The 18571-nt window shown below is 35.5% G+C and carries 17 protein-coding genes and 2 pseudogenes; 15 read left to right on the top strand and 4 right to left on the bottom strand.

All coding sequences use genetic code 11. The annotated features are described in order from the left end of the window. Nucleotides 1-145: 145 nt before the first annotated feature. From AA0017_RS09325 to AA0017_RS09315, 3 genes are all read left to right on the top strand, one after another. Nucleotides 146-298: a hypothetical protein gene (locus tag AA0017_RS09325; protein WP_413381207.1), complete on the top strand. Its 153-nt coding sequence runs from the start codon at nucleotides 146-148 to the stop codon at nucleotides 296-298. After that, entirely contained in the window at nucleotides 255-464 is a 210-nt protein-coding gene (locus tag AA0017_RS09320; RefSeq protein WP_413381205.1) for a hypothetical protein, read from the top strand. The genes AA0017_RS09325 and AA0017_RS09320 overlap by 44 nt, the downstream gene beginning before the upstream one ends. Before the next feature lie 507 nt (nucleotides 465-971). Continuing rightward, complete coding sequence (locus AA0017_RS09315) at nucleotides 972-1538, top strand: hypothetical protein (protein WP_413381203.1); 567 nt, start codon at nucleotides 972-974, stop codon at nucleotides 1536-1538. Between the two features lie 20 nt (nucleotides 1539-1558). Here AA0017_RS09315 and AA0017_RS09310 read toward each other — a convergent pair whose 3' ends face one another. Next, a complete protein-coding gene (locus AA0017_RS09310) occupies nucleotides 1559-1792 on the bottom strand; it encodes a helix-turn-helix domain-containing protein (protein WP_413381201.1) in 234 nt (77 codons plus the stop codon). A gap of 213 nt (nucleotides 1793-2005) precedes the next feature. Here AA0017_RS09310 and AA0017_RS09305 point away from each other — a divergent pair, with 213 nt between their 5' ends. The 3 genes and pseudogenes from AA0017_RS09305 to AA0017_RS09295 all read left to right on the top strand — a co-directional run. Further along, entirely contained in the window at nucleotides 2006-2233 is a 228-nt protein-coding gene (locus AA0017_RS09305) for a hypothetical protein (RefSeq protein WP_413381199.1), read from the top strand. 102 nt (nucleotides 2234-2335) lie between these two features. Further along, on the top strand, nucleotides 2336-3496 hold the full coding sequence (locus tag AA0017_RS09300; RefSeq protein ID WP_413381197.1) for a tyrosine-type recombinase/integrase: 1161 nt from the start codon (nucleotides 2336-2338) through the stop codon (nucleotides 3494-3496). Between the two features lie 38 nt (nucleotides 3497-3534). Beyond that, nucleotides 3535-3756: pseudogene (locus AA0017_RS09295) on the top strand (NADPH-dependent 7-cyano-7-deazaguanine reductase QueF); the annotation flags it as partial. Between the two features lie 206 nt (nucleotides 3757-3962). Here the strand turns inward: AA0017_RS09295 and AA0017_RS09290 are convergent. Together AA0017_RS09290 and AA0017_RS09285 are read right to left on the bottom strand one after the other, a co-directional pair. Beyond that, entirely contained in the window at nucleotides 3963-4574 is a 612-nt protein-coding gene (locus tag AA0017_RS09290) for a lytic transglycosylase domain-containing protein (protein WP_413381195.1), read from the bottom strand. A 93-nt stretch (nucleotides 4575-4667) separates the two neighbouring features. Then, nucleotides 4668-4898 carry a hypothetical protein gene (locus AA0017_RS09285; protein ID WP_413381193.1) on the bottom strand — a complete coding sequence of 77 codons (231 nt, stop codon included), beginning with the start codon at nucleotides 4896-4898 and terminating at the stop codon, nucleotides 4668-4670. Between the two features lie 149 nt (nucleotides 4899-5047). Here AA0017_RS09285 and AA0017_RS09280 point away from each other — a divergent pair, with 149 nt between their 5' ends. The 5 genes and pseudogenes from AA0017_RS09280 (at nucleotide 5048) to AA0017_RS09260 (ending at nucleotide 11564) form a co-directional block, all read left to right on the top strand. Continuing rightward, nucleotides 5048-5329 (top strand): hypothetical protein, encoded by a 282-nt coding sequence (locus AA0017_RS09280; RefSeq protein ID WP_413381191.1) that lies wholly within the window; start codon nucleotides 5048-5050, stop codon nucleotides 5327-5329. Nucleotides 5330-5946: 617 nt separating this feature from the next. Then, a pseudogene (locus AA0017_RS09275) lies at nucleotides 5947-8797 on the top strand (2-oxoglutarate dehydrogenase E1 component). A gap of 14 nt (nucleotides 8798-8811) precedes the next feature. Next, nucleotides 8812-10065, top strand: coding sequence for a 2-oxoglutarate dehydrogenase complex dihydrolipoyllysine-residue succinyltransferase (gene odhB, locus AA0017_RS09270; RefSeq protein ID WP_413381189.1), 1254 nt, complete (start codon nucleotides 8812-8814; stop codon nucleotides 10063-10065). Nucleotides 10066-10608: 543 nt separating this feature from the next. Then, nucleotides 10609-10812 carry a DUF6501 family protein gene (locus AA0017_RS09265; protein ID WP_413381187.1) on the top strand — a complete coding sequence of 68 codons (204 nt, stop codon included), beginning with the start codon at nucleotides 10609-10611 and terminating at the stop codon, nucleotides 10810-10812. A 128-nt stretch (nucleotides 10813-10940) separates the two neighbouring features. Beyond that, nucleotides 10941-11564, top strand: a complete 624-nt coding sequence (locus AA0017_RS09260) for a DedA family protein (RefSeq protein ID WP_413381185.1) — start codon at nucleotides 10941-10943, stop codon at nucleotides 11562-11564. 36 nt (nucleotides 11565-11600) lie between these two features. On the opposite strand, the gene AA0017_RS09255 is transcribed toward AA0017_RS09260, so the two are convergent. After that, entirely contained in the window at nucleotides 11601-13187 is a 1587-nt protein-coding gene (locus AA0017_RS09255) for an ABC-F family ATP-binding cassette domain-containing protein (protein ID WP_413381183.1), read from the bottom strand. A gap of 387 nt (nucleotides 13188-13574) precedes the next feature. Between AA0017_RS09255 and recQ the strand changes: the two genes are divergently transcribed. The 4 genes from recQ (at nucleotide 13575) to AA0017_RS09235 (ending at nucleotide 18529) form a co-directional block, all read left to right on the top strand. Next, nucleotides 13575-15686, top strand: coding sequence for a DNA helicase RecQ (gene recQ, locus AA0017_RS09250; protein WP_413381181.1), 2112 nt, complete (start codon nucleotides 13575-13577; stop codon nucleotides 15684-15686). 293 nt (nucleotides 15687-15979) lie between these two features. Next, nucleotides 15980-16834, top strand: a complete 855-nt coding sequence (locus tag AA0017_RS09245) for a DegV family protein (RefSeq protein WP_413381179.1) — start codon at nucleotides 15980-15982, stop codon at nucleotides 16832-16834. A 95-nt stretch (nucleotides 16835-16929) separates the two neighbouring features. Further along, nucleotides 16930-17277, top strand: coding sequence for a bacillithiol system redox-active protein YtxJ (ytxJ, locus tag AA0017_RS09240; protein WP_413381177.1), 348 nt, complete (start codon nucleotides 16930-16932; stop codon nucleotides 17275-17277). A gap of 334 nt (nucleotides 17278-17611) precedes the next feature. Further along, on the top strand, nucleotides 17612-18529 hold the full coding sequence (locus tag AA0017_RS09235) for a DUF4349 domain-containing protein (RefSeq protein WP_413381175.1): 918 nt from the start codon (nucleotides 17612-17614) through the stop codon (nucleotides 18527-18529). Nucleotides 18530-18571 lie beyond the last annotated feature (42 nt).

The raw sequence follows: 18571 nt of genomic DNA, 5'->3' as shown, positions 1-18571 counted from the left end.
TCAATATTCCGAAGTATCAATCAATCAAATGAAAATAATATAAAAGAGCATGTAAATACAAATTAATTTTGTACTTTTTAGTTCTTTTTTTAATATTACCTGAGTATGATTTATTAATCTACTAATAAGGAGGTCATATTGAGCTATGACAAAATTACAATTCAAAGAAATGATTAAACAGATGCAACGAGCTGGGAAGATCTATTTGACAGAAGAAGGTAAAACTACAATTAAGAAGATGGGAGCAGATGCACATGGAAAAGCCAGAAGTAAAAAGCGTATCGTTCAATCTATCTGATCCGTATGAAAAGAAATTCTTTGACCATGCAATGAAATTTAAAGGCTTTTCTACTTATGTTAAGCGGCTCATTCATAAAGATATGGAAGGATGGCAAACGAATGATACCTCAAATAAGAACATTGTTCGTTCGGAAAGTGGAGGGATAAAGCTTGATTTGAGATAGTCATACTCCAGTAATACTCAACCTCCTCTCACTCCCCTTAACTTGTCCACTTTCAGACTAGGGGGCGAGGGGACTAGAGATAAGTTAGCAAACTCAACAAAATATAGGGTAGGGGAGTGGTTACTATTAAACTAAATCCTATGCTTAATCCATCTACTTCCACTAAAAAAGATAATTCACCAAGAAAGAAACGTTCGGATACTAAGGTGGATATACGTATTCCAGTAACTAAAGACAATTACAATTTCATTTTATATGCAGCTAGGAGCAGGAGAGAATCAATCACTAAATATAGCACGTCCTTATTGCTGAGTAGCCTAAGTCAAAACAATGATTTTCCAGAGCAAGAGTATTCCGTGACCGAATACATGGTGCACGTTAAACTGTCTAAAAATCAATATAGTTTACTTACGCATTTCTCCGTAAAATGGAATCTGAGTATAAGACGAACCGCACATAGAATATTTACAGATGCTATCTATAAAATACAGGGTGGTGTATATATAAGTGGCATACAGTGAGTGTGATTTAATTGATAAGGAGCTTAAACAAAATAGTTTTTTGAGTCGAATATTTGAGAGTAGAAATGTCCATGTAAAGCTGATGCTACCTAATGATATTTACTTTAGAGCTAAAGTGTTATGTGAAGACGTATATAACATGACAGATAAACATTTCACGTTAGATAACCTTGTCCAGATGCTTTGGAATGACTTTCTGAGCGATGTAATAGCCAAGCAAGACATAAAGTATATCTATAAATTATTACTTGACTATGACCGCGGTACGACTAATGTAAGACTAGAGCAATACAATGAGCAGAAAGTAGAAGATGTTCCATTATATCCAGTACGTAAGCGAGTAGATAAAGCAGAGCATGAAATATTTTATTGTAGATTGCCACGTAAAGATGTGCTAAGAGGAGAAGTGATGTTGTCGGACATAGATAAAGTTTACCCTAACCATCATTTAAAGATGGAGCGTGTGTTGGAGATATTATTGATTGACTTCATTGAAAAGTATGAGAAAGGTGAAGCCAAGTCGATAATTAAAGAATTATTAGTGGATGAATGAAGTAGAAGACCACTTAGCATTTATTTTGCAGAGTGGTCTTTTGTTTCATCTTCAAGTATTAGTAAATCGGCTATTTCAATATCAAGAACTTCACACATTCTGCCTATGGTTTCTTTCTGATATTGCCTAGATAAATTATGATACATGCGCCTAACAGTTTCATAATGAAGACCACTCAACTCAGTAAAACTTCTAATCGATATATTTCTTTCATCTAAAATATTTTTCAAATTTGAATTAACTACTTTTGCCATTATTTTCCCTCCCTCTATAATTAAATATATTATAACTAAAATAGGCTACATTTTGTAGTAATTAATTGTTGACTACAAAATGTAGCTAGGTTATACTTACATCAGACGACAAAATATTATTTAAATTGTGACAAGTTAGACTGGTTTGTGGGATATTTTGTTGTAAGATGTAATAGTGTGAAAAAATATGAGGGTGAAAAGGGGAAAATTAAAATGACAAATTCTTATTTAACAATTACATTACAGGTGCAAGTAGAAGACAACATTTCAAAAAATGAAAGCGAAGCAAGGGAGTATATTGGGAGACATGTGAGTGATGAAGTTCTAGATATTGTGGGCTTAGAAGTAAATCATGTATCAGGAAGAGAAGTTCCAAAATTAAATATTGAAGACTTTAGTATCGAAATTGATGATATTCAATTTGAAGGGACAGAAAAATAGAAAATAATCATAGTGTTCATAAGTTTTTGTTGTATTTTGATTTAGAATGTTGATAGAATAGTAGTAATCACATATTGTTGGTCACTCACTGAGGTGAAATGAGTGGCTTCGATCAAAAAAGACAAAAACGGCACATATTTCTTTATTTTTAATGTTGCTAATGATCCTGTTACTAAAAAAAGAAAACAGTATAAACGAAGAGGGTTTGAGTCAAAAGAAGAGGCAGAGTTAGCTTTAGCCAAACTTAGAATTGAGTTAAAACAGAATTTTGAGTTATTAAAAGGGACTAACTCTAAGTTCGATTCGTTTATAAACGATTGGCTCACAGCAAAAAAAATAAAACTCAAGCCAAGTACAATCAAGAACTATGAAGAACAATTACTTTATAATATTCTACCTTATCTTGGTGATATAAAGATTACTGAGATAAATGAGGATATTATTCAAAATTACATCATGAAGTTACATAAAGAGCGTAATTTGTCTCCAGCGACAATCAGGACAGCATATGGAATAGTTGCCGAGGTGTTAAAGAAAGCTCTAAAAAAAAGACTAATTAAAGAAGACTTTTTATCAGATATCTCATTACCAAGAGAGATAAAAAAAGATCGTGCTTGGAGTGAAGAAGATATTATAACTTTCTTAGATGCTCCAAAGCGGATTTTAAATCTAACTAGGCATTATATAGGATTTGTTATCTCTATACAAACTGGTATGCGAATGGGCGAAGTTCTTGGCTTAAGGTGGAAAGATATCGATTTTAATAATAATCTAATCTATGTTAAGCAAACTTTAGCCAAAAATCTTGATGGAAGTTATAGTCTTGTTAACGGTGGGAAATCTGATTCAGCTATAAGAGTTATTTATATTTCTGAATCACTTACAGACTTGTTGCATCAGCATAAAAGGTTCCTTGACAACGAAATAGATATTATAGGTAATGATTATCACAAGTATAATCTAATTGTTTGTACTCAAACAGGAAATTGGGTGCATCCTAACAACTTTAGGAGAGCATTTAGAGTAACCGTTAAACAATTAGACTTGCCAAGGATAAGGATGCATGATTTACGTCATACTCATGCCACTTATCTACTCTCTAAACGAATTAATCCAAAGATTATTCAAGAGAGACTTGGTCATAAAAATGTCAACATTTTATTAAACACATATTCTCATGTATTACCGTCAATGCAAATTGAAGCAGTAAGTAAACTTGATGAATTATTTAGTAAAAGTGACCAAAAAAGTGACTTGAGTTAAATAAATCGTAAGACAAGTTACTGTATCAATGTTTTTTACACGGAGACTTCCATGAGGACTGTATGAATATTATTATGAATGATTTAATTGAGCTCATGGACCCACGCTATATCGAAGTATGGGGCAAATTTACTCCTCGTGGTGGTATTTCCATTGATCCATATACAAACTACGGAAAACCAGGAACAAAGTATGAAGAAATAGCGAATTATCGTTTGATGAATCATGACTTGTATCCGGAGAATATTGATAACAGATAATGTTTGCTTACTAGCTGTTTTTTTGTTACTTTCTCTTTAAGTTCAAGGCAGTGAAAATAAGCATCGCTTTCTTTTATCCACCAGTTTCGGTCATGGTTTTATTGATTTGTACGAAAGATTTATCGCTTAATGAATGGAAAGCATAAAAACACCGCTCCTTCACAACAAAATGTGTGAAAGAGCGGTGTTTTTTGTTGCTTCTTATTTTAATAATCATAAACATGACGCAACGTGATTAGTTCATACTCTTCCATATACTGTTCAAAATACTTCATTACTTCATCCACATAGTCTTGACTTTGATTATAGGCAAATAGCGCTTCCTCATAGTGACCATTTGCTGCCCCGTGATCAGCCAAATATTTAGCGGCAGAATGAGTAGCGTCCACAATATTAAACGGATCGGCAATTCCATCACCATCACCATCTACCCCGTAGCCCCCGTGCTCTGCAATTAAAGAAAGTTCCGTAATGTCCACTTCATCTTCAATTTCACCGAGTGAACCACCAGGGTATGTCCATCCAACCCATGTGCGAGGCATAAATTGAAAATGGCCTAATGCTCCTACTGGGCTCACAAGAGGGTCCATCGTGGAAAAAATCGTTTCCACCCGATGAACAGAGGCGAGTAACTCCCAAGGGATATCATATTTATCCGCTGCTTCATTATAGAGCTCAAGATAATCCTCAGGAATTTGATGTTGGCTAATAAAGCTACGATAACTAAACTCGCGAATTTTATCCGTAGGTGTCATTATTAATACAACGACCAAAAGAACTAAGAAGGAGAAGAAAATGAAGAATATCTTTTTTAACATTCAAAACGACACCCTTCTATTCATCCTCTCAACATTATAACGGACAAAAACCCGAATGAAAATCCTTTTTAAAGGAATAAATAAGTTATGGGTTTAATTTCCTCTCATCTCTTCCGCAATTTCATGTAAAAGCTCTTGATAAACTTCAGGCGTTTCCAAATCTGTAGGTTTCCAATTTTTTTTGATCCATGCTAATAACGCGGGAGGAGTGTCAAAAATTCGTCCACTTCTATCCTCCGTTTGAATCATATAACGCTGATTATCGGTATCAACGGTTATTAAACTACTGTTATGTTCGTCCTTATGCTGGACAAAATATTCCATGATCCACCTCCTTTTTCATTAGGATGAAGGAAAGAGGTCGTTTTTATACACAAATAGTAAAATTTGGATTGGAACGTTTTACTTAATTGAAAAAACCTTATACAATATAGGACGGTAAACAATTGGGTAATGGAAAAGGAGCAAGAATATTGATTGATTTGAATTTTGAAAAATATAAAGAATTTGCATTAAAACCGCTCAAAATAGTAAGAGAAGAGCAAATCCAGTATTGGAACCATTATGTGATCCAGTTTGAGACTAATGACCTACCTGATGATTTGGTGGAACCGGAAGCCTTATTAATCGTTAATCAAGATAAGGAAGTGCTTCAAGTTGTTCTTCTAGAAGAAGGGTGTGATTGTGCCAACTATCAATTTACAGAGAATGAAAAAAAACAACTCATTAATTGGTTTCAAAATCAAAATCTATAAATAAATGAATGAACAGTTGGATAAAAATTATACCTGGACAAATGATTCATTATTTGGCAACAAAAAAGATAGAATGACAGCCTTTTTGTATAAGATTTTCTAAGCAAAAAGAGAGTAAAAAAGAATCCACTGAAACAGTAAGGTTTATATGTCTAATTGAGAAGAGGTGTATATCTGCTTACTTAATCGTTGTTGATTCATAATAAAGAACAAATCAATGGTGTGATCGGAGTATATCTAATGTTTTACTCAAAAATTTTATCTCTTTCAGTGGGCTTAAATAAGTATTTTCTCTTATCAAAATTGACAAAGTAAACAAACTTTTTGTGCTTGTTTGTTAATAGTGAAAAAAAGTTACGAAATTAAGAATATTTTATGACAAATCACTAGATTTTCAGAAAAAAAAGATTTACACTCTAATAGGATGATTAAATTCACTTACAAGGCTTTAAAAATGTAACAAAAGTCGTAATTTGAAAAATCGTTAGACAAATCTATGAATTTGGATAGATAACCTTTGAGTCATCCACTTATTCATGATAAAATGTCAATGAAAGCGTTATTTTATTCAACTTCTGATGATTTGACTTAAAAGTAACTTAGGAGGTTTTTGTCACATGTCCAGCAAGGAGAACAAACCAAGTGAGTCATGGAAAGGGTTTCATGGTCCGAACCTTGGCGTTGCGATTGAACTTTATGAGGAGTATACAAAAGACCCAGATGCGGTTGATGAAGAGCTTAGAGCACTCTTTGATACGTTAGGTCCGCCACCATCGTCAAATGACGAAGAAAGGTTCATTGCAGCAGAAGTTCCAGCAGCTAAACAAACTGTAGGAACGGACATGATGAGGAAGATTGTTGGTGCTGTGAAATTAGCAGATACCATTCGAATGAAGGGCCATTTGGCTTCTGACATTCATCCGATTCAAAAAGAATTTAAAAATGAAGAATTGCTCCAGTTAAGTCGTTATGATTTAACAGAAGCAGATTTAAGACAAGTACCTGTAGATATGCTCTGTCCTAATGCTCCTTCTTATGTGAAGGACGGTTTTGAAGCGATTGAACATTTAAAAAAGGTCTATACCCAAACGGTTGCCTTTGAATTTGGACATGTTCAAGACGAAGAGGAAAGAAATTGGTTATATAAGATGGTAGAATCTGACTTATATTTACCGAATTTATCGACACAACAACGAATTAATTTATTAAAGCGATTAACACAAGTAGAAGGATTCGAAAAATTTATTCATCGTACATTCGTTGGGCAAAAACGATTTTCTATAGAAGGTTTAGATGTTCTCGTACCAATGCTAGATGAAGCCGTTCGTGAATCTGTTCATGAAGGGACAGAAAACATTATGATTGGGATGGCCCACCGTGGACGTTTAAATGTCTTAACGCACACATTAGGTAAACCTTATCATATGATTTTCTCTGAATTTTTACATGCTCCTAAAGAAGATTTATCGTCTGAAAGTGCAACAGGGATTAACGGTTGGACAGGCGATGTGAAGTATCATTTAGGGGCCGATCGCCAAATTAAAGAAGAAAATACAGTTGAAGCAACAGTCACATTAGCGAACAATCCAAGTCATCTTGAATTTGTTAGTCCGATTGTCGAAGGTTATGCAAGAGCAGCCCAAGAAGATCGTTCAAACAAAGGTGAACCCGTTCAAGATATTTTAAAAGCGTACTCCGTTTTAATTCATGGGGATGCTGCTTTTCCTGGACAAGGAATTGTAACTGAAACTTTGAATTTAAGTCGCTTAACAGGGTATCAAGTTGGTGGCTCATTACATATTATTGCCAACAATAATATTGGTTTTACAACGGAAACGTATGATTCTCGTTCGACTACATATTCAAGTGACCCGGCTAAAGGATTTGAAATTCCAATCCTTCATGTAAATGCTGATGACCCTGAAGCATGTATGGCCGCTATTCATTTAGCATTCCAATATCGTAAACGTTTCAAAAAAGATTTCTTAATTGACTTAGTTGGGTATCGCAGGCTAGGTCATAATGAAACAGATGATCCATTTGTGACTCAACCTGAAACGTATAATCGTATAAAAAAACATCCAACTGTACGTGCCATTTATGCGGACTATTTAACAGAGCAAAACGTGATCGAAAAAGGGTACGGAAGTGATTTGGATAAAGAAACATTAGAATACTTACGTACTGAGTATGATAAGGTAGCTTCAAAAAAATCTGAGCATAATGTAAAAATCTCGCAACCGGACTTTATTGTAAACGGGTTACCTAAAGTTAAGACGGCTGTAGATTTTGACACATTAAAGCAGATCAATGAAGACTTATTAAAGTGGCCAAATGAATTTAAAGTGAACGATAAACTAGGCAAAATATTAAAAAGACGTTTAGATGGATTTGAAGAGGGTGGAAAGAATCGACTGGGCTCATGGGGAAGTCTTAGCCTTTGCTTCGATTATTTCTGACGGTACGCCTGTTCGTCTGTCTGGTCAAGATTCTGAGCGTGGTACATTCGTACAACGACATCTTGTCTTACATGATAAAGACTCTAATCAACTTTATACGCCATTAAAAGAACTTGAAAGTGCGAAAGCATCCTTTGCTGTCTATAATAGCCCATTATCTGAAGCGGCAGTAGTTGGATTTGAATACGGCTATAATGTCCAATCTCCTGAGACTTTAGTCTTGTGGGAAGCTCAGTTTGGTGATTTTGCCAATGGAGCACAAGTAATGTTTGACCAATGGATTGCGGCTGGACGTGCAAAATGGGGACAAAAATCAGGCCTTGTTGTTTTATTACCTCATGGTTATGAAGGTCAAGGACCCGAGCATTCAAGTGGCCGGGTGGAACGTTTCTTAGTATCGGCTGCTGAAAACAACTGGACGATTGCCAACTGCTCATCCGCTGCTCAATATTTCCATCTTTTACGTCGTCAAGCGGCGATCTTAAAGAAGGATTCTGTTCGTCCACTTATTATTATGACGCCGAAGAGTTTATTAAGAAATGCTTATGCTTCTTCTGATGCACAAGCCTTTTCTGAAGGCGAGTTTTTACCTGTGCTTGAACAGCCTGGCTTAGGTGAAAAAACAGATAAAGTGGAACGCATTCTCTTATGTAGTGGAAAAGTTTCGATTGATTTAGCAGAACGTATCGACAAAAAATCAGATGATGAGAATTGGGATTGGCTTCATATTGCCCGTGTGGAGGAACTATATCCGTTCCCTAAACGTCCAATTCGTGAATTATTTGCTAACTATAAGAACTTAAAAGAAGTTATTTGGGTTCAAGAAGAGCCAAAAAATATGGGAGCTTGGCCGTTTATGGAGTCACGCATCCGTGATATTACACCAGAAGATGTGAATGTTAGTTATATTGGAAGAACATTCCGTTCAAGTCCTGCTGAAGGAAATCCAATTGCCCATAAGACAGAGCAAGAGCGCATCATTACAGAATCTTTGACTCGCAAAAAATAAGGAGGCCGTAAGTCGTGATTGAAATTAAAGTACCTGAATTGGCAGAATCGATTACAGAAGGAACAATAGCACAGTGGTTAAAAGAAGTTGGGGAATATGTAAATCAAGGCGATTTCATTGCTGAATTAGAAACAGACAAGGTGAATTTAGAAATAACTGCTGAACACTCTGGTGTCATTAAAGAATTAAAAAAGGAGCCAGGTGACACGGTTGAAGTTGGTGAAGTAATCGCAGTGATTGACGATAACGGCTCTGAGAGTGGAGATTCAAGCAGCACTTCAGCTGAAGAACCAAAAGTTGAAGCAAAACAGGAAGAAAAATCGGAGCCTAAAGGAGAGCAAAAAGAAGAGGATTCTTCTTCTGAAGGTGGTCGTCCATTAGCGTCTCCAGCTGCTCGCAAATTAGCTCGTGAAAAAGGCATTAATTTAAATGATGTTTCAACGAATGACCCAACAGGTCGTGTGCGTAAGCAAGATGTTGAAAACTATCAACCGAAAAAAGCAGAAAAGTCAGCTCCAGCACCGAAAAAATCAGTAGCACCTGCTGCCACTACTTCTGATGATGGAAAACCAGCAGAACGTATTAAAATGACACGCCGTCGTCAAACAATCGCAAAACGTTTGGTGGAAGCCCAACAAACAGCGGCCATGTTAACGACTTTTAATGAAATCGATATGACAGCTGTTATGGACGTACGTAAACGTCGTAAAGATGCTTTCTTAGATAAAAATGGTGTTAAATTAGGATTTATGTCATTCTTTACAAAAGCCGTTATTGGGGCATTAAAAGAATTCCCTCTTTTAAATGCGGAAATTCAAGGTGACGAAATTTTATTGAAAAAGTTCTATGATATCGGTATTGCTGTATCAACAGATAACGGATTAGTTGTTCCAGTTGTACGTGATGCAGATAAATTAAGCTTCGCTGGAATTGAAAAAGAAATAGGAGAGCTTGGTAAAAAAGCTCGTGATAATAAGTTGGCTTTAGGTGATCTGCAAGGTGGAAGTTTTACGATTACAAATGGTGGTACATTCGGTTCGTTAATGTCGACACCAATTCTAAATGCTCCACAAGTTGGGATTTTAGGAATGCACAAAATTCAATGGCGTCCTGTTGCTATCGATCAAGAAAACTTCGAAAACCGTCCGATGATGTATATCGCTTTATCCTATGATCATCGTATTGTTGATGGGAAAGAAGCAGTTGGTTTCCTAGTAAGAGTAAAAGAATTACTAGAAGATCCAGAATCATTATTATTAGAAGGTTAATATCATTAGAAGGGTCAGCTTAATAGCCTCCTTCAAACGAAACGACGAGAAGTTAATGGAAACCTCTCGTCGTTTTTTATGTTATATTCGAGATTGACGATGGTCCTTTAAACTAGCATCAAATTGAAAGTCCCCCCCTATAACAGCATCAGAAGGCACTGAAAAACAACCTGAGTATTAAATAGCTCTGAGTATTTGGCATACTTTGCTCATTGTAGATGAATATTTAAAGAGAAAAAAAGCTAACATTAATATCAACAACTCATCTTTTTTTAATTGAAAATATAAAGTCCAAAACGGAGCCAGCGGAATACCCGGAGACTCCTGCGGAAAAACGGGCTGATGAGACCCCGCAGCGAAGTGAGGAGGCTCAGCAGTTCGTCCGCGGAAAGCGAAGGGTATTCCGCTGGCGGAGTATATCAAATAGCAATTCCTAAAAAGGTGTTTTTCAGTGGGCATTGTTATACAATGGAGCCTTTGCAAATGATTCAAAAGCTAATATAATATAAAGAAGAAAAGCTATATAAGAAAGGTGGCAATAAAATGATTCATCAAACGTGGCAAGAGGCAAAAACGATTCGTGAAATTGAATGTGTACATACAGAGGCGAAAAAATTTAAGGTGAATGAAGCTTTAACGGCTGGAAAAAAATATGAGTTAAAAAATGAAACAGAAGAATTTTATTTTGTAATTGATAATACGGGTAAAATTGGCGGTTATTATAAAGAATATTTCCGCAACCTTTGAGCTAGCTAATGCTGGCTTTTTTTTTAGGGATCGTTCTTTCCTAAAAAGGGTTATTCTTTCCTTTTTTTCTCTTAATCAGTTACACTATTAGTATAATATGAGATGTTTTAAGGAAAGGGATTGGAGCGATGGATTTAACAACGGTTTATCAGTTTATTCTAGAGCACGGATATGCCGCATTGTTTATTCTTTTTGCAATTGGATTATTTGTTTTTCCAGTTCCTAATGAAGTGTTATTAATGGCAGGAGGGTATTTTTCAACGTATTCTTTTTTATCTCCTTTGCCTGCCTTCCTAACTATTTTTTCGGCGATTTTTTTGCATGGAACGATTTTATATTCAATTGGTTATTTTGCAAATAAAAAAGTTATACCTCATACGGAAACAGCAAAGAAGCCAACCGTGTGGACAAAACGAGCAATAAAAGGAATGGAGCTTTTAGAGCGTTTCGGATTAAAAGCGGCCTCATTCAGTTATTTTTTTCCATTTGCTCGTCATGCGGTTCCGTTTAGTGTAGGCTTAGCGCGCTTTCGCTATTTACACTTTGTGTTAATTGCACATTCATCAGCCTTAGTTTGGTTAAGTCTGTATTTTTTTCTTGGATTTCACTATGGTCGTACGATAACCGATTGGACGTCTTTTGTCGAGCAACTTATTTTTACCCTCGTTGGTGTAGCCTTGGTCGTATTAACGATACTGATCATTAAAAGCAAGCGAAAAAAGTATCAAGCCACAAATAAAGTTGCTGAATAAAAAAACCTCAAGAATTCTTGAGGTTTTTTACTACAATTATTTTGTTTCTAAATATTCATTATAGCTTTGCTCACTGTCGATGATGCCTTCTTCTGTAATTTCAATAATTCGGTTCGCGACCGTTTCATTAAATTGGTGGTCATGAGAGGAGAAGATAAGTGAACCTTTAAAGTTGATTAAACCATTATTGACAGCTGTAATCGATTCTAAATCAAGGTGGTTTGTTGGTTCATCCAATAAAAGTACATTCGCTCCACTTAACATCATTTTTGAAAGCATACAACGAACTTTTTCTCCTCCTGATAAAACAGAAGCTTTTTTCTTTACTTCATCACCAGAGAAGAGCATGCGACCTAAAAATCCACGTAGAAACGTGTCACTATCATCTTGAGGTGAATATTGTCTTAACCAATCAACTAAATTTAAATCACTGCCTTCAAAAAAGGCAGAGTTGTCTTTTGGAAAATAAGCTTGTGATGTTGTAATACCCCATTTATAAGAGCCTTCGTCTGGCTCGATTTCACCAGCAAGAATTTTAAATAAGGTTGTTTTAGCAATTTCATTTTTTCCAAGTAGAGCAATTTTATCGTCCTTGTTTATAACAAAGCTGACATTGTTTAATACTTTTACACCATCGATTGTTTTAGAAAGGTTTTCAACTCGTAATAAGTCGTTTCCAATTTCACGTTCTGGTGTAAAATGAACATAAGGGTATTTCCTTGATGATGGTCGAATATCATCGAGCTCGATTTTATCTAAAAGTTTCTTCCTTGAAGTTGCTTGTTTGGATTTCGAAGCATTGGCACTAAATCGGGCAATAAAGCTTTGAAGTTCTTTGATTTTTTCTTCTTTTTTCTTATTAGCGTCATTAGCCATTCTCGAAGCTAATTGGCTTGACTCATACCAGAAATCATAGTTCCCAACGTAAATTTGAATTTTACTAAAGTCTAAGTCGGCAATATGGGTACAAACTTTATTTAAGAAGTGACGATCATGAGATACAACGATGACCGTATTTTCAAAGTTAATTAAAAACTCTTCTAACCATTGAATGGCTTTAAGGTCAAGGTGGTTTGTTGGCTCATCTAGTAATAGCACATCTGGTTCACCAAATAAGGCTTGAGCAAGGAGTACTTTTACTTTATCTGAACCGGAAAGCTCACTCATTTTTTTCGTGTGAAGCTCTTCAGTGACACCAAGTCCTTTTAAAAGAATGGCTGCTTCAGATTCCGCTTCCCAACCATTAAGTTCAGCAAATTCTCCTTCAAGTTCGGCTGCTTTAATGCCATCCTCATCGGAAAATTCTTCTTTCATATAAATCGCATCTTTTTCTTTCATCACTTCGTAAAGTCTAGCGTGTCCCATAATGACAGTACTTAAAACTTCAAATTCTTCGTATTCAAAATGGTTTTGTTTAAGAACAGCAAGTCGTTGGCCTGGTTTTAATGAGACATCTCCTTGTTGAGGTTCAATTTCACCTGATAAAATCTTAAGAAAGGTCGATTTACCAGCTCCATTGGCTCCGATTAAGCCATAACAATTTCCTGGTGTAAATTTAATATTTACTTCTTCAAATAATTTTCGGTCTCCGTATTGTAGACCTACATTTGTGACGGTTATCATATTCGTCTCTTTCCTCCAATATTTTAAACTCGAATAAAGAATTATACCATGATTGTACTATAACGGGGAGCATTCGTAAAAAAAATAAAAGAAATTGTATTATTTTTTTCTTTTTGTGAGGAATAGGAGATACAGTGAGAGAATAATAGGAAGGATTTTATCTATTTCTGAAGAAGAAAAATATAGATATAGAGTGTTGAGCTTGAAACAGAAAAGCTTGACCATATTATTTCGGACTATGGTCGAGTTCGAGATGTTATGATTGTTGATGAAGCTTTATTTTTTATTACAAACAATTTAGATGGTAGAGGAAATCCGAGTGCGGATGATGATCGATTCATACGGAGTGATCATTAAACATTGAATAATTAATGAAGGGTGTTTTGAATGCTAAAAAGGGGAATGAAAGAGGCAAGACTCGTTCTTAAAGATGTATATGGTTACAGTGATTTTCGTTTAGGTCAAAAGCAAGTGATTGAACAAGTATTACAAGGTGAAGATACGTTAGCGATCATGCCGACTGGAAGTGGAAAATCGTTATGTTATCAAATTCCCGCTCTTATCTCAGAAGGAATAACACTTGTCATTTCTCCACTGATTTCTTTAATGAAAGATCAAGTGGATGCTCTTGCCCAACTTGGTGTGAAAGGAACGTATATAAACAGTACATTAACAAAGAAGGAGGAAATGAATCGATTAGAAAACCTATCAGCAGGAGTTTATAACCTAGTCTATGTTGCTCCTGAAAGATTACATCATCCGTCCTTTATGAATATCATCAAAAAAATCGAAATTTCTAATGTGGCCATTGATGAAGCTCATTGTCTCTCAGAGTGGGGGCATGATTTTAGACCTAGCTATATGCAAATCCCCAATTGGCTTTCGACGCTTACAAATAGGCCGACGGTTTTAGCTTTAACAGCAACAGCGACAGATGAGGTCAAAGAGGATCTACGCAAACATTTACAAATACCGGCGAGTAATGTCGTTTCTACTGGTTACAAGCGTGAGAATTTATCATTAACCTTATTTAAGGGAGTCGATCGCCCCTACTATTTGAAACAATTATTAAATCAAAAACAAGGACAGTCGGGAATTATTTATGCGACAACCCGTAAAGAAGTGGAAAGTCTGTATCATACAATATTAAAACTCGGATTTTCAGTTACATATTACCATGGTGGATTGTCAGAGGGCATAAGACAGGAAAATCAAGAAGCATTTATTAATGATCAAAAGTCATTAATGGTTGCAACGAATGCTTTTGGGATGGGGGTTGATAAATCAAATGTACGATTTATTATCCATTATCAATTGCCAAGAACGATTGAAGCTTATTATCAAGAAGCGGGTCGTGCTGGGCGTGATGGGGAGGAAAGTGAATGTATTTTGTTTTTTTCTCCACAGGACATTCGTACACAGCAATTTTTAATCGAACAATCAGAAGCAAGTGAAGAACGTAAAGAACAAGAGTATGGAAACTTACAGAAGATGGTTTCATATTGCCATACGGAGCTCTGTTTACAATCGTATATTTTACGATATTTTGGGGATGAGGAAGTTTCAAATTGTGGAAAATGTAACAATTGTTTAAATGAAAATGAACAAATAGAGCGAACGACAGAAGCTCAAAAAGTCTTTTCATGTATTAAGCGGGTTAGAGAGCGGTTTGGAAAAACAATCATTGCTCAAATTTTAGTTGGATCATCCAATCAAAAGCTCAGACAATTTCAATTAGAACAGTTGCCAACCTATGGGTTAATGAAAGAATGGACCATGAAGGAGGTTGCTTCCTTTATAGACTATTTAAGTGCAGAGCAATACATTAAACCGACAAATAGTGGGTATCCTACATTACAATTAACAAATAAAGCAGTTAATGTTTTAAAAGGGGAAGAGAAAGTTTACCAACGAATCGTCAAAATAAAAAGGGAAGTAAAAAGTGATGATGAAGTGTTTGAGGCGTTAAGGAATAAAAGAAAAGAGCTGGCTGATAAACAAGGGGTGGCTCCTTATTTAGTCTTTTCTGATAAAACGCTCAAACAGATGAGTCAAGTTATACCAGTAACAGAGGAAGAGATGAGTCAGATTTCTGGAGTTGGAACGATGAAACTTGAGCAATATGGTCAGGCGTTTATAGACGTTTTGCTCCAATATCAAGAGCGAAAAGTGTCGGACGTTAACCATGTTGGTGAGCCATCTAGTCAATCTCGAAAGTCATGGAATTATCTTCAATCTGTTGAGGCATTTCTAGACGGAAAAACGGTAAAAGAAATGGCTAAGGAGCAGAACTTGACGGAACGAACGATTCAATCTCATTTAATTAAAGGTCTACACAATGGGGAAATCGATACTTTAGAAAAGTATGTGGATCCATGGAAGGTTGAGCAGATCAAACAAGTGGTTAAGGTCGTAGGAACAGAAAAATTAAAACCAATAAAAGAACAAGTAGATGAAACCATTAGTTATCAAGAGATTCGATTTGTGATAGGCAAATAAAAATAGAACGAATCTTTCAATCAGGGGAAGTGTGCATGTGGATGTGTGATAATCGTCCTAATAATGCTGAAAAAAGAAAGAGGTTTTGTTCTGAAAAAGGGCTTTCATCTAAAGGCTAGCAAGAAATAATCATTCATAAAAAATCCCTATCATTCCTTCTTCGACCTATGTTATGATGAGGAAAATGCAGTCTTATTATCACAAGTTAAAAGTAGTAGTAAAAAGTATTGATAGAGAAAAATTATGCTGTATTGAAAAAGAACCATTTAAATGGGAGTTAAGGAGTTAATTGAATGACTATTCGCATTGTAACGGATTCAACCTGTGATTTACCAAAAGAATGGATAGAGGAATTTGACATTGAAGTGGTCCCTTTATCTATTACGGTCGATGGACAAACTTATTTAGATGGGATTGATATTACAAAGGGTGAATTTCTGGAAAAGTTAGTGAAATCAAAAGAATTACCTAAAAGCTCGCAACCGGCTATCGGTGTTTTTCAGGAAGTTTATTCACGTTTAGCAAATGAGCATGAAGATACTCAAATTATCTCTATTCATTTGACGGAAGGAATGAGTGGAACTTTTCAAACGGCACAACTTGCTTCTACGATGGTGGATGCAAATGTAACAGTGATAAATTCTTCCTTTATTTCACATGCGCTTGGGTTTCAAGTATTAGAAGCAGCTAGATGGGCAAAAGACGGAAAGTCGGTTGAAGAAATCGTAGCTCATTTAGAGGGTGTAAAGGAAAGTTCTTCTCTTTATCTAATGGTGGATACGTTAGAATATTTGGCGAAAGGTGGGAGAATTGGAAAAGGGAAAGCTCTTTTAGGTTCTTTGTTAAAAATTAAACCAATTGCCTCTTTAGCTGATGGCGTGTACACACCCGTTGAAAAAGTACGAACACATTTACAAATGATAAAATTATTAACGAAAAAGTTTGAAGAAGATACGATTGAAAAAGGGAAACAAGCTAAAGCGGTGGCCATTGCTCATATTGGAGCTGAGCCATTAGCTGATAAGCTTAAGGAGTCTATTGACAAAATTTCCAATTTATCTTCTAATATTTTAATTACCGAAACATCTCCGATTATCAGTACTCATACGGGTCCAGGAGCAATCGCTTTAATGTATTACACAGAATAGGAAAAAAAATTTCAAATTTATGGTTGCAAAAGTGGATGATAAGAGCTATCTTATAATATGAAGATTTTGATTAGTATTTTATAGAGGTGATCCAAGTGGCAGTCATTAAGGAATTGACGACTGAAAACGAATGGAACGATATGTATAGAAAGTCGAATGAAAAAAAGGTTTATGTATTTAAACATAGTACTCAATGTCCTATTAGTGCTGAAGCTAACGAAGTATACGAAAAGTATGTTTCTAATTATACAGATGATGACGCTGAATTCTGTTTAGTGAAGGTAATAGAATCGAGACCTATTTCAAACTTAATCGCCAATGATTTAGAGGTGACTCATCATTCCCCGCAATTAATTATTGTGGAAGATGAATCTCCATCATGGTGTGATACGCATCGTAACATTACAATTGAAAGTATCAAAACAGCATTGAATGAAGTTTAATGTCAGAGAAGGGCTGTCCTAAAAGCCCTTAAATAGAAAAACCGATGTATTTTACAACGAGTAAAATTACATCGGTTTTTTCTATTTTTGAATGAGAATAGCTAGGTGGACATGGAGCGATGTTCACCGCCCCCGAAAATCATGATCCGCTTCCTGTAGTGTGGTAACTCCACTCTAAATGAAAGAGCGATTCTTTTGGTTTTTTGATAGAAAATGAAACTTAGCGTGCCCCCATCCCGGGAGCGGTGTCTTACCACTCACTTTATAACATTCATTTGAAACTTTATTGTCTATGTTGGCGTTTTATAGATAAAAATGGTAAGAAGGTGGAATGATGAAGTTTAGAACAATGATCGTAATTCTTTTAACTGTTGTTTGTTTTATTTTGATAGGGTGCAAACAACAAGATTCTCCTCAAGAAGAAGCAAATATGGGGGTTTATCCTGATCAGCCCCAAACCGAATCGTCAAATGATTATTCCGAAAATGAATTAGTAGCAGTTGAAATAAGTGAGGATGCGGATAGGGCTATTAGTCAAGGGGCTGAAGTTGAAGACAGGAAAATCATTTATTCCTCTTATTTAACGATTGAAGTCAGTGATTATGAAGAAGCAGAAAAGCGGTTAACCAATGAAGTCAATCAGTTAGGTGGTTATGTCGTTCAATCATTCTTTAATGAATATGATGATATGGTTAATGGACAATTAACCGTACGAATACCAACGACTGAGCTCCATGATTATATTTATCTGATAGAGGATTCAGATTATCATTTAAAAGAAAAAGAAATGAACGGCCAAGATGTAACAGAAGAGTATGTTGATTTAGAAGCTCGTTTAAGATCTAAAAAAGTAGTAGAAGAACGATTGTATCAATTTTTAGAAAGTGCTGAAGAAACGGAGCAATTATTAAAAATTTCAAATGATTTAGAACGTGTTCAGCAAGAAATCGAACAAATAGAAGGTCGGATTATTTTCTTGAATAATCGAACAGATTACGCAGAAGTTACTATTCAACTCGTTGAAAAGAAAATAATCGTTGACCATATTCAAGGAAATGATGATTTAAATACGGTGGAAAAGGCGAAGAAGTTATTTATCGAAACGATTAATTTCCTTTTATCCTTAGCATCTGGTTTGATTGTAGTGATTGTAGGTTTGTCCCCATTATTAGCCCTACTTGCGATTATCTTGACAATTGTTTTTATATATTTAAGAAAAAAGAAGAGTAAGAATAAGGAACGCAAGGAGTAAAGGTTAATATGTTTGAATAGGAATCATAAAAGGAAGAGTACG

It is taken from the genome of Alkalihalobacillus phoenicis, assembly GCF_047302405.1.
In the GTDB taxonomy this organism is placed as follows: domain Bacteria; phylum Bacillota; class Bacilli; order Bacillales; family Bacillaceae_D; genus Alkalihalobacillus.
Note: the sequence above shows the minus strand (reverse complement) of the source record. Positions and strands in the feature narration are given on the sequence as shown.

What these genes read in the sequence shown, in the direction of transcription:
- AA0017_RS09325 (WP_413381207.1), top strand. Translation starts at nt 146, where the DNA reads ATGACAAAATTACAATTCAAAGAAATGATTAAACAGATGCAACGAGCT.
- AA0017_RS09320 (WP_413381205.1), top strand. Translation starts at nt 255, where the DNA reads ATGGAAAAGCCAGAAGTAAAAAGCGTATCGTTCAATCTATCTGATCCG.
- AA0017_RS09310 (WP_413381201.1), bottom strand. Translation starts at nt 1,792, where the DNA reads ATGGCAAAAGTAGTTAATTCAAATTTGAAAAATATTTTAGATGAAAGA.
- AA0017_RS09305 (WP_413381199.1), top strand. Translation starts at nt 2,006, where the DNA reads ATGACAAATTCTTATTTAACAATTACATTACAGGTGCAAGTAGAAGAC.
- AA0017_RS09290 (WP_413381195.1), bottom strand. Translation starts at nt 4,574, where the DNA reads ATGTTAAAAAAGATATTCTTCATTTTCTTCTCCTTCTTAGTTCTTTTG.
- AA0017_RS09285 (WP_413381193.1), bottom strand. Translation starts at nt 4,898, where the DNA reads ATGGAATATTTTGTCCAGCATAAGGACGAACATAACAGTAGTTTAATA.
- AA0017_RS09265 (WP_413381187.1), top strand. Translation starts at nt 10,609, where the DNA reads ATGATTCATCAAACGTGGCAAGAGGCAAAAACGATTCGTGAAATTGAA.
- AA0017_RS09260 (WP_413381185.1), top strand. Translation starts at nt 10,941, where the DNA reads ATGGATTTAACAACGGTTTATCAGTTTATTCTAGAGCACGGATATGCC.
- AA0017_RS09255 (WP_413381183.1), bottom strand. Translation starts at nt 13,187, where the DNA reads ATGATAACCGTCACAAATGTAGGTCTACAATACGGAGACCGAAAATTA.
- recQ (WP_413381181.1), top strand. Translation starts at nt 13,575, where the DNA reads ATGCTAAAAAGGGGAATGAAAGAGGCAAGACTCGTTCTTAAAGATGTA.
- AA0017_RS09245 (WP_413381179.1), top strand. Translation starts at nt 15,980, where the DNA reads ATGACTATTCGCATTGTAACGGATTCAACCTGTGATTTACCAAAAGAA.
- AA0017_RS09235 (WP_413381175.1), top strand. Translation starts at nt 17,612, where the DNA reads ATGAAGTTTAGAACAATGATCGTAATTCTTTTAACTGTTGTTTGTTTT.